General features: G+C 56.5%; 10 protein-coding genes. 3 read left to right on the forward strand and 7 right to left on the reverse strand.

Annotated features, from left to right (window positions below):
* Positions 1–5 precede the first annotated feature (5 nt).
* The 7 genes from phoR to pstS all read right to left on the reverse strand — a co-directional run bounded on the left by phoR (position 6) and on the right by pstS (position 6,908).
* Complete coding sequence (gene phoR, locus VNZ60_RS16805) at positions 6–1,310, reverse strand: phosphate regulon sensor histidine kinase PhoR (RefSeq protein ID WP_325661085.1); 1,305 nt, start codon at positions 1,308–1,310, stop codon at positions 6–8.
* An 87-nt stretch (positions 1,311–1,397) separates the two neighbouring features.
* Positions 1,398–2,087 carry a winged helix-turn-helix domain-containing protein gene (locus VNZ60_RS16810; RefSeq protein ID WP_144736864.1) on the reverse strand — a complete coding sequence of 230 codons (690 nt, stop codon included), beginning with the start codon at positions 2,085–2,087 and terminating at the stop codon, positions 1,398–1,400.
* Between the two features lie 20 nt (positions 2,088–2,107).
* Positions 2,108–2,812, reverse strand: a complete 705-nt coding sequence (gene phoU, locus VNZ60_RS16815) for a phosphate signaling complex protein PhoU (RefSeq protein ID WP_325661088.1) — start codon at positions 2,810–2,812, stop codon at positions 2,108–2,110.
* Positions 2,813–2,866: 54 nt separating this feature from the next.
* Entirely contained in the window at positions 2,867–3,667 is an 801-nt protein-coding gene (pstB, locus tag VNZ60_RS16820) for a phosphate ABC transporter ATP-binding protein PstB (protein WP_325661090.1), read from the reverse strand.
* Positions 3,668–3,703: 36 nt separating this feature from the next.
* Complete coding sequence (gene pstA, locus VNZ60_RS16825; protein WP_325661092.1) at positions 3,704–4,597, reverse strand: phosphate ABC transporter permease PstA; 894 nt, start codon at positions 4,595–4,597, stop codon at positions 3,704–3,706.
* The gene (pstC, locus tag VNZ60_RS16830; RefSeq protein WP_414648882.1) at positions 4,594–5,526 is read right to left on the reverse strand and encodes a phosphate ABC transporter permease subunit PstC; all 933 of its coding nucleotides are present in this window, start codon (positions 5,524–5,526) and stop codon (positions 4,594–4,596) included. Before pstC ends, pstA begins: the two co-directional genes overlap by 4 nt.
* Positions 5,527–5,864: 338 nt before the next feature.
* Entirely contained in the window at positions 5,865–6,908 is a 1,044-nt protein-coding gene (pstS, locus tag VNZ60_RS16835; protein WP_325661096.1) for a phosphate ABC transporter substrate-binding protein PstS, read from the reverse strand.
* Between the two features lie 346 nt (positions 6,909–7,254).
* Here pstS and ppk1 point away from each other — a divergent pair, with 346 nt between their 5' ends.
* From ppk1 to VNZ60_RS16850, 3 genes are all read left to right on the forward strand, one after another.
* Positions 7,255–9,405, forward strand: coding sequence for a polyphosphate kinase 1 (gene ppk1, locus VNZ60_RS16840; RefSeq protein WP_325661098.1), 2,151 nt, complete (start codon positions 7,255–7,257; stop codon positions 9,403–9,405).
* 13 nt (positions 9,406–9,418) lie between these two features.
* The gene (locus VNZ60_RS16845; protein ID WP_325661100.1) at positions 9,419–9,877 is read left to right on the forward strand and encodes a SixA phosphatase family protein; all 459 of its coding nucleotides are present in this window, start codon (positions 9,419–9,421) and stop codon (positions 9,875–9,877) included.
* A gap of 421 nt (positions 9,878–10,298) precedes the next feature.
* Entirely contained in the window at positions 10,299–11,477 is a 1,179-nt protein-coding gene (locus VNZ60_RS16850; protein ID WP_325661101.1) for an efflux RND transporter periplasmic adaptor subunit, read from the forward strand.
* Positions 11,478–11,488: the final 11 nt, after the last annotated feature.

Below are 11,488 nucleotides of genomic sequence, written 5' to 3' on the forward strand. Positions count from 1 at the left end.
AGCGCTCAGCCTTTCTCTGCGACAACGACTGAAGTCGCCGGCAATTTAACCGTGAACACACTACCCTCGCCTGGCCGCGACTCAACCCCCAAGCTGCCATGATGGCGCAGCAATACGTGTTTGACGATCGCCAGGCCGAGGCCGGTGCCCTGGGTTTCCCGCGAACGGCTTTTATCGACCCGGTAAAAGCGCTCGGTCAGTCGCGAGATATGCTCGGAGCTGATGCCGATACCGGAATCCTTGACCACCAGTTGCGGCCCAGCCTTACCGTTTTGCCAGATGATCTGGATCTTGCCGCCGGCCGGCGTATACCGGACCGCGTTGGAAATCAGGTTGCTGAAAGCGCTGCGCAATTCGTCGTTGCTGCCTGTGATGTCAGGCCCATCGACTGCCAGAGAAAAACTGTGCTTCCCGGCCGACAAGACTTCCGCTTCCAGCAACAAACTACGCAACATCGCCTGCATATCCACCGGCTCGGGCCGCAAGGGATAATCGACCGACTCCAGGCGCGTCAAGGTCAGCATGTCGCCGATCAGGTTTTGCATGCGATGACCCTGCTCCGTCATCAGCTGCAAATGGGCGGCGCGGGTTTTTCGATCGAGATCGGGCTGCGCCTGCGCAATCTCCAGAAAACCGTTGATCACGGTGAGCGGCGTGCGTAACTCGTGCGAGGCGTTGGCGATGAAATCACGCCGCATCATGTCGATTCTTTCGGATTCGGTGGCGTCGTGGGTCACCAGGATCTGGCGTCGGTTTTCAAACGGAATGATTTGCACGATGAGCTTGCGCTCACGCAAACTCAAGGTCAGCGGCTGATCGTAGCGGCCCAGAATGATGTAATCGATAAAATCCGGGGTACGGATCAGATTGGTCACCCGCATCCCCTTGTCGCGCCCGTGCTGCAGGCCGAGATGCCGTTCGGCGGCCGGGTTGCACCACTCCAGGAACAAGACATCGTCCATGATGACGACGCCATCCGGCAATAAATGCATGGCCTGGCGAAAGCGCGCCAGCCATTCGCTCAATTCGGTCTGATGCTTTTCATCGTCGCGCCGCAGGCGATACAGGCGCGAAAAAATATCGGTCCAGGCGCCCCAGCCGTCCGGCAGTTTTTCGCTGCGCGGATTATCCAGCCAGCCGCTGAGCCGAAACAGATAATGCAGTTGCACCACCACCGCAATCGACATCAAAGCCAAACCCAATAACAGGCCTGGCAGCACGCCGAACAACGCCCAGATCACGCCGGAGATGACAAAAATCAGCAGGATCCGTAGCAATGCCGGGATCCAGAACAACATCTGTGGGTTCATAAATCACTATTTTGGGAGGGAGGCATCATTCACGGCAGCGAACCAGGGTGAGTGGTTCGCGTTCGAGATCCAGCTATATATTTTGCGCTATTTTGCCGAGAGCATATAACCGACGCTGCGCACCGTCCGAATCAGGTGCTCCGATTCGCGCAGCGCCTTGCGCAAGCGCAGCACGTGGACATCCACGGTACGCTCTTCGATCACCACGTGGTCGCCCCAGACCTTGTCCAGCAGCTGGCTGCGCGAGAAAACCCGGTCCGGATTAGCCATGAAGAATTTCAGCAAACGGTATTCAGCGTGGCCGATATCGATTTTCTGGTTTTCCAGACAGACCGAACAACTGGCAGGATCGAGCGAGACCGCACCAGCCGACATCATGCCCGGCACTTCATCAGTACCCTTGCGCCGCAACAAGGCCTTGACCCGCGATGTCAGTTCACGCGGCGAAAAAGGCTTGGTCATGTAATCGTCGGCGCCATTGTCGAGGCCGGAGATCTTGTCCTCCTCCATGCTTTTCGCAGTCAGCATCATGATCAGCATGGATTGCAGCTGGCGATCGGCGCGCATTTGCGACAGCAGGCGCAAACCGCTCTGGTCCGGCAACATCCAGTCCAGCAACACCAGATGCGGCGTGCGGCGCTGGACGAATTCCCAGCCGTCTGCCGCGGTATGCACGATGGACGGCGTCCAGCCGGCTTCCTTGATGGTAAAACCGATCAGCTCGGCAATCGCCGGCTCATCTTCAATGATCAGGATGGATGTTTTGTCGGCGGCCATTTTTTAACACACGGTTAACATTACGCGTCATCGCCGAGCTGGCTGGCGGCGTAATCCGTATGACGGATATCCTTGCCCTCGACAATGTAAATCACGTACTCGGCGATGTTCTTGGCATGATCGCCGATACGCTCGATCGCCTTGGCCACCCATAAGGTATCCATGGAAGCCGAAATCGTGCGCGGATCTTCCATCATGAAGGTGATCAGGTTGCGCATGATCGAGCGGAAATCGCGATCGATCACCTCGTCCTGCGCAATCAGCCTCATGGCTTGCTTCTCGTCCAGGCGCGCCAACGCATCCAGCGCATCGTGCAGCAGGTCAGCCGCACCGACGGCGATAACCCGCACCGTTTCGATGTGATCGATAGTGCCAGTGCCGCGCTTGTGCAGATGGATTGCGGTGCGCGCGATTTTTGCCGCTTCGTCGCCGATCCGTTCCAGGTCGGTAATCACCTTGATAGTCGCCATCACGGTCCGCAAATCGTTGGCGGTCGGTTGGCGGCGCACGATCAAGTGGCTGCAAGCGTCATCCAGCTCAACTTCCAGGCGGTTCACCTGATCGTCGTCCTTGATGACTCTTTCCGCCGCTTCCAGGTTGCCGTTGCGGAAAACGTTGATCGCTTCCTGGAACTGGCGTTCAACCAGGCCGCCCATGAGCAACACTTTGGAACGTATGGTTTCCAGATCCGTGTCGTATTGTTTTGAAGAGTGTTCGCCGCTCATCTGCATTCCTTCTGTTCTTTGCGATTCATGTCAGGTTAATAGGTCGCTGCGCGCTCAACCAAAGCGGCCGGTGATGTAATCCTGGGTTTCCTTGCGTGCCGGATTCATGAAAATCTGATCGGTCTCGCCGAACTCCACCAGCTCGCCCAGATACATATAGGCGGTGTAATCGGAGCAACGCGCCGCCTGCTGCATGTTGTGCGTCACGATGGCGATGGTGTAATCCTGTTTCAGTTCGCTGATCAATTCTTCCACCTTGGCGGTCGAAATCGGATCCAGCGCCGACGTCGGCTCATCCAGCAGCAAGACGTCAGGACGCACCGCCACACTGCGCGCGATGCACAAGCGCTGCTGCTGGCCGCCGGACAAACTCAGTCCGCTCTTGTTCAGCTTATCCTTGACTTCACCCCACAGGGCCGCCTTAGACAAGGCCCATTCGACGCGCTCGTCCATCTCGCCCTTAGGCAGGTTTTCGTACAGGCGGATGCCAAAAGCGATGTTGTCGTAAATCGACATCGGAAACGGCGTCGGCTTCTGGAACACCATGCCAACCTTGGCGCGCAGCATGTTCAGATCTTGCCCCGGCTCCAGGATATTGCGGCCGGCGTACATGATCTTGCCTTCGGCGCGTTGACCTGGATACAGGTCGTACATCCGGTTCAGCGTGCGCAGCAAGGTCGATTTGCCGCAACCCGACGGGCCGATAAATGCAGTCACTTTCTTTTCATTGACATGCAGATTGATATTCTTCAAGCCTTGGAAATTGCCATAGTAGAAATCCAGCTGCGAGATTTCTATGGTCGGCTGCTTGGTCTGCTGTTCGCTGAAATGATTCAATTTGCTCGATGTTTGCATGATATTGACAATCTAAGTGAATACAAGAGGGTCGACTTAGCCCGGGATTTTTTGACTGAACAATGAACGCGAGACGATGTTCAAAGCCAGCACACTGAACGTGATCAACAGCGCCCCACCCCATGCCAGCGGCACCCAGTTATCAAACGGACTCATCGCAAACTGGCTGATAACCACCGGCAGATTCGCAATCGGCTTGTTCATGTTGCTGCTGAAGAACTGGTTATTCAAGGCAGTGAATAACAAGGGCGCAGTTTCCCCGGCAATCCGCGCCACCGCCAGCAATACACCGGTGACCACGCCGGCCTTGACCGCTCGCAGACGCACCAGCAAGGCCACCTTCCAACGCGGCGCACCCAGGGAAAACGCCGCTTCGCGCAGGCTGCCGGGCACCAGCTTCAACATATTGTCGGTAGTCCGCACCACCACCGGCACTGCAATCAGGGACAAGGCAAAGGTACCGGCCCAACCGGAGAAATGACCAACCTTAGCAACGTAGATAGCGTAGACAAACAAGCCGATCACGATCGACGGCGCCGACAACATGATGTCGGTGATAAACCGTGTCACCTGCGCCAGCTTGCTTTCCTCGCCATATTCAGCCAGATAGATACCGGCCAGGATACCGACCGGTGTGCTGATCAGCGTTGCCAGCCCCACTAGCATCAAGCTGCCGACAATTGGATTCAGCAGACCGCCCGCGCCTGAGCCAGGGGCCGGCGTGTTTTGCGTCAGCATGCCGAGATTCAGCGCGCCAAAACCCTTGATGACCAGAGTCGCCAGAATCCAGGCCAATACCGCGAGACCCAAGGCCATCGCCAGGAAAGACAGCAGCATGCCGAAACGATGCATCAGCAGGCGTTTCCGATAGACCTGATTGGTCAGCGGACTGGCCTGGATATCGGCGTCAACTTGCGAAGAATTTTTCATTTTGAGCCTTCCTTACGGGACATGCCCATCAACATGATTTTGGCAATCGACAAAACGATGAAGGTAATCACGAACAGAATCAGGCCCAATGCGAACAAGGCGGATACATGCAGCGTGCTGGAAGCCTCGGCGATTTCATTGGCCAGCGTCGAAGCAATACTATTGCCGGAGGCAAATAGCGACCAGGACAAGCGCTGCGCATTGCCGATCACAAACGTCACCGCCATGGTCTCGCCCAAAGCACGCCCGAGGCCGAGCATGACACCGCCGACAACACCGGTTTTGGCATACGGCAGCACCACCTTGCGCACTACTTCCCAACGGGTGCAACCCAGACCATAGGCAGACTCTTTCAACACCGCAGGGACCACTTCAAACACGTCCCGCATGACAGAGGAAATAAACGGGATAATCATCACCGCCAGAATCAGGCCGGCGGTCAGCAAGCCAATGCCCATCTTAGGGCCGTTGAACAGGGCGCCGATCAGCGGCAGCTGGCCGAGCGTGGAAGACAGGAAAGGCTGGCCGTATTTGGCAAACAGCGGCGCAAAGACAAACAAACCCCACATGCCGTAGATAATGCTCGGCACGCCGGCCAGCAGTTCCACTGCGGTACCCAGCGGACGGCGCAATTTTGGCGGGCAGATTTCAGTCAGGAACAAGGCAATCCCGAAACTCACTGGAAACGCGATCGCCAGCGCAATGAACGAGGTCACCAGGGTGCCGACGATGGCGATCATGGCGCCGTAATGGTCATTGACCGGATCCCACTCGACGGTGGTAATGAAGGATGGCCCGAACTCGCGGAATACCGGCCAGGCGCCGATCGCCAGAACAACGATAATGCCGAGCAAAACCAGCAGCACGATCAGCGAAAACAGCAACGTGATTTTGTGAAACAGGAAATCCTGGATGCGTTGCTTGCGCATCGTGGCAAGCAAGCTCTGATGCGATAAACCCGCCTCTTCAGCGCTGATTGCCTGGGGTGAGATTGATTGTTCCATGACAGGAATATTTGCACTCATGAGTAGCGATATCCGATGAAGAATAAGATGCTGCGGCGAAGATTTCAACTGCCAGCCGGGCTTGATCTGGAGATATTTCGCGTGGAGACTAGGTGATTCAATCAGGCCGGCAATTCTCGCTATTTCCCGAGCAAAGCCAGCCATGCATATCTATAACGCTATAACGCTATAACGCAACGCTACAACGGTTAACACTCGCAATGCGGACCTGAACCCGTCAAGTCCGCATCAAGTTACGACAATTACCAGACGGCTTTACCAGCGTTATCCTTGATCTGGCTTTTCCACGACTCTTCCACCAGCTTCACCACCGATGCAGGAATCGCGACATAGTCCAGTTCGGTAGCAGAAGCGCCGCCGTTCTTGTAGGCCCATTCAAAGAATTTCAGTACTTCCTTGCCCTTGGCTGCATCAGCCTGGGTTTTGTGGATCAGGATGAAAGAAGCGCTAGTGATAGGCCAGCTGGTCTTGCCCGCTGCGTCGGTGAAATCCACTGCGAAACCTGGGGTTTTAGCCCAGTCGGCGCCGGCTGCGGCTGCCTTGAAAGTTTCGTCGTCCGGTTGCACAAAACCGCCATCGCGATTTTTCAGCTGGGTATGCTGCAGTTTGTTTTTCTTGGCGTAAGCATATTCAACATAGCCGATCGAACCTTTGATCTTCTGGACGTTGGCAGCAACACCTTCGTTACCCTTGCCGCCGACACCGACTGGCCACTTGACAGCAGTACCCGCGCCGACGCCGCTCTTGAATGCTGGGCTAGTCTTCGACAGGTAGCTGGTGAATACGAATGAAGTGCCCGAGCCGTCAGCGCGATATACCACGGTGATGTCGTCAGCCGGCAATTTGACGCCTGGATTGAGCGCAGTGATTTCAGCGGCGTTCCACTTGGTGATCTTGCCCAGATAGATATCTGCCAGCACCGCGCCGGTCAATTTGACCTGGCCTGGAGCCACACCGTCCAGATTCACGACCGGCACCACGCCACCCATGATTGCCGGGAACTGCGCCAGGTTATCGGCGTTCAAGTCTTCAGCTTTCAACGGCATGTCGGAAGCGCCGAAATCCACTGTTTTCGCTTTGATCTGCTTGATACCGCCGCCGGAGCCGATCGATTGATAGTTCAGGCTGTTGCCGGTTGCGGCTTTATAGGCCTCAGCCCATTTCGAATAGATCGGATAAGGAAAAGAAGCGCCGGCGCCGGTGATTTCCGCAGCCATGACTGAAGAAACCGCCAGTGTCGAACTCATGGCAAGAATGGCAGCTTTGACGAAGTGATTCAATCGCATTTGTTACTCCCTTGATGACTATAGATGTGGTGTGCCCGAGTCGAGACTGTTGTGAGATGCACCTTTTGGCAAGAAGGTTAATTTCACAACAGCCCCTGAGACAGGGCGAACTCTAACCAACATTTATGACAGCTTTATGACGAGCAAAAAATGAAGCGAAATGACGATTGAATTATCAATAAATCAATAACGGAATGCAGTATCGAGCCGCCCAGTTTTCCCTGCAAAGCGCCAGGCGGCGCAGTATCAAAACATTAAGTGACTTGCAACACTTCCATTTTCTTCATCAAGCTGTCATATTCACTGCATACACTCCGCCCTAACCATCAGACCAGCTGCTTGATTCATGAACAAGAAAACCAAGTCGGACGATGCCACCCAGCACCCCAGCGCCAGAATAGGCGCCAATCCAAGCTATCTGAACCGCGAATTATCACAACTGGCCTTCAACCGGCGCGTCCTGGCCCAGGCCGAAGACCGGCATATCCCACTGCTGGAGCGATTGCGATATTTATGCATCGTCAGTAATAATCTTGATGAATTCTTTGAAGTCCGTATCGCCAGCCTGCTGGCAAATAGTCAAATTGATGGGGCAGAACCACCGGCACTGGTTGCAGCGCTTGAACGCACCAGCGTAGAGTGCCATCAGATCGTCGACCGCCAGTACGCCATCCTGAACCAGACCATTTTGCCGCAACTCTCAGCCAACGGCGTCCACCTGCTAAGGCATAGCGACCGCAACGAAGAACAACGGGCCTGGGTGAAAACCTTCTTCGACCAGGAAATCCGTCCCCTGCTAACCCCTATCGGGCTGGATCCAGCCCACCCCTTCCCCCAGGTAGTCAACAAGAGTCTCAATTTCATTGTCGAAATGGCGGGCAAAGATGCGTTCGGCCGCAGCACTTCCATCGCCATCATCAAAGCGCCACGGGTATTGCCGCGCGTGATCAAGCTGCCCGATGTGATGTCGCCCAACGGCAGCTCGTTCTGTTTGCTGTCGTCCATCATCCATGCCCATATAGGCGAGCTTTTTTCCGGCCGCCAGCTATTGGCTTATTCGCAATTCCGGGTGACCCGCAACAGCGATCTCTGGGTTGACGAAGAAGAAGTCAAGAACTTGCGGCAAGCGCTGCAAAGCGAACTGCAAAGCCGCCAGTTCGGGGTTGCGGTGCGGCTGGAAGTGGCGCGCACCTGTCCGCCGCACCTGTCCCAGTTTCTGCTCGACCAGTTTGGCATTGCCGCCAACCGCTTATACGCGGTCGATGGGCCGGTCAATATGGTGCGCTTGTCGGAGATGGTCGACCAGATCAGCAATCCCGGCTTGCGCTTCCCGTCATTTGCGCCCGGCTTGCCGCCGCATCTGCAGCTGGACAACGGCAACGACATCTTCGAACAACTGAAGCAGAAAGACGTGCTGCTGCATCATCCCTTCCAGTCGTTCCAGCCGGTGGTCGATTTTGTCCGCTCCGCAGCGTTTGACCACAATGTGGTGGCGATCAAGCAAACCATTTATCGCACCGGCATGAACTCCGACCTGATGGAAGCACTGATTGTCGGCGCGCAACGCGGCAAAGAGGTGACCGTGGTGGTGGAATTGATGGCGCGCTTTGATGAAGAAGCCAATATCAACTGGGCCGACAAACTGGAGCGCGCCGGCGCCCAAGTGGTGTACGGCGTGGTCGGCCTCAAAACCCACGCCAAGTTGTCGCTGGTGATCCGCCGCGAGCGCAATAAGGACAAGGACGGCAACGGCGAACTGCGCTATTACGCCCACCTCGGTACCGGCAACTATCATCCCACCACTACCAAGCTGTATACCGATTTCGGCTTGCTCACCTCAAACCAGAAACTGGCAATCGAAGTCAACGAAGTCTTCATGCACCTGACCAGCCTGACCAAACCCAAGAAAATGGATTATCTGTGGCTGGCGCCGTTCTTATTGCAAAAAGAAATCATCCGGGCCATCCATAATGAAGCCGAGATTGCGCGCCAGGGCCGGCCGGCGCGCATCGTCGCCAAGATGAATGCGCTGCTGGACGAATCGGTCATCCGCGCCCTGTACGACGCCTCTGCCGACGGCGTCAAGATCGAGTTGATCGTGCGCGGCGCTTGCGCCCTCAGGCCAGGTGTTCCAGGCCTGTCCGAAAACATTCATGTACGCTCCATCATCGGCCGCTTCCTGGAGCATAGCCGCATCTATTATTTCCGCAACAACCTGCAGCACGATGTTTATCTGGCCAGCGCCGACTGGATGAACCGCAATCTGTTCCGGCGGGTCGAAGTAGCCTTCCCGGTACACGACAAAACGCTCAAGAGAAGAGTCATCAACGAGGGTCTCACGCCCTACCTGAAAGATAATACCAATGCCTGGAGCCTCGGCTCTGACGGCAACTGGCATAAAAACAAGCCTCATCGGAGACAAAAGCAATACGGTGCGCAACGACATTTGATGCTAGCTTTAGGCGCGCTTTCTCCCACCCAATCTTCAAATAAATGAGCAAGGGCAAATCATGGAATTGATTCTATGGCGGCACGCGGAGGCAGAAATCGGCGAACCGGACCAGGGCCGCGCCCTGACCGGCAAGGGGCACAAACAAGCCTGGAAAATGGCTGACTGGCTGGACCACAACCTGCCGCATAGCTGCAAGATCATCAGCAGCCCGGCCACCCGCACGGTGCAAACGGCAGAAGCGCTCGGCCGCAAATTCAAGACCCATCACGAACTCGCTCCCGACTGTAGCGCGGAGCAATTGCTGGCGGTGGCCAACTGGCCCAACAACCGCGAACCGGTGCTGATCATCGGCCACCAACCCACGCTGGGCCAGGCCGCTGCATTGCTGATAGCGGGTCAGAAGCTGGAATGGTCGATCAGAAAAGGCAATGTCTGGTGGATCGCCCAGCGCGAACGCGGTGATATCACGACCAACTATTTAAAAGCGATCATGTCGCCGGACTTGATTGCTAAATAAAAGCTGGCCGCTGCGCGCCTGTGCAAAATTAAAATCCAATTACAGTTAAAACAAGAAAAACCAGACATTTCTTATATTTCGACACGATAACAATCGTGAAAATGGTGCTTCCTTGACCATATGGAAATTGTGCCGCGATTACCCCTGCTTTACCGGGAGTAAGTCAGCACGCCGCGTTCAACATGAACGACCTAGCTCTTACACAAATGATTTCGCTGCGGCTACCCCGCGGATTTTCCGCGAGTCGACCAGCGGCGGTTGAGATCAGGCCGCCATGGCTTCAACCATCTTCCATCACTCCCCCGAAGCGGCCTGACACCTGAGGCCGCAACACTCGTACCCCCTATTGCAACAGCTATCCCGCCCTGGGCACCTCTCCTTGCGGGTGCTAGCTGATCCCGACGTCATTTATGGAGATTTTATGCATCGCCGTCATTCTCGCGCCATACCTATTCTAAGCACGCTGCTAGCCGCCAGCATTTTGCTAAGCGGATGCAACCGCCGCACTCCGGAAAACCAGGCGCACGCTGCGCCAGAAGTTGAAGTCGCCGTAATGACGCCAACCACGGTCAAGCTGGACACCGAACTGCCGGGACGCACCAGCGCCTACACCATCGCTGAAATCCGGCCGCAGGTCGGCGGCATCATCAAGACCCGCGCGTTTACCGAGGGCAGCGATGTCAAGGCCGGCGCCCTCCTGTATCAAATCGATGCCCGCACCTACCAGGCCAATCTGGATAGCGCCAGGGCGGCCTTGGCCAAGGCCCGCGCCAATCTGTTCTCGGTCGGCCTGCAGGCAGGGCGTTATAGCGACCTGGTGCAAATCAAGGCGGTCAGCCAGCAGGATTACGACAACGCCGTCGCCGCCCTCCAGCAAGCGGAGGCTGATGTCGCCTCGTCGCAGGCGGCCGTCGACAGTGCCCGCATCAATCTCGATTACACCCGCGTCACGGCGCCGATCAGCGGCCGCATCGGCCAGTCTACGGTTACCGCCGGCGCCCTGGTTACCGCCAGCCAAACCAACTCCTTAGCCACGGTGCAGCAACTCGATCCAATCTATGTCGATGTCACCCAATCGAGCAGTCAGTTGCTCAAATTGCAGCGTGATCTGGCCGCTGGAGCTATCGAAAAAAGCGCCGCAGGCAAGGCCAAGGTCCAACTCGTGCTGGAAGACGGCAGCACCTACCCGCTCGCCGGCACTTTGCAATTCGCCGGCGTGACCGTCGATCAGACTACCGGCTCGGTCACGCTGCGCGCGGTGTTCCCGAATCCGCAACACACTTTGCTGCCTGGTATGTATGTCCGCACCATCGTCCAGCAAGGCGTTAAAAACGACGCCATCCTGGTGCCGCAGCAAGGCGTCACCCGCGACAGCCGCGGCGATACCAGCTCGCTGGTGCTGAACGCCGACAACAAGGTTGAACAACGCGCACTCAAGGTCGACCGCACCATCGGCGCCCAATGGCTGGTCAGCGAAGGCTTGAAAGCGGGCGACCGCGTGATCGTCGCCGGCCTGCAGAAAGTCCGCCCCGGCATCGAAGCCAAGGTGGCAGCGGCCGCTGGATCTGCCACGCCCGCCGCCTCAGCCAAGCCGCAATAAGGAGTTATCTT

The sequence above is a fragment of the Collimonas sp. genome, from assembly GCF_035566375.1.
In the GTDB taxonomy this organism is placed as follows: domain Bacteria; phylum Pseudomonadota; class Gammaproteobacteria; order Burkholderiales; family Burkholderiaceae_D; genus Collimonas.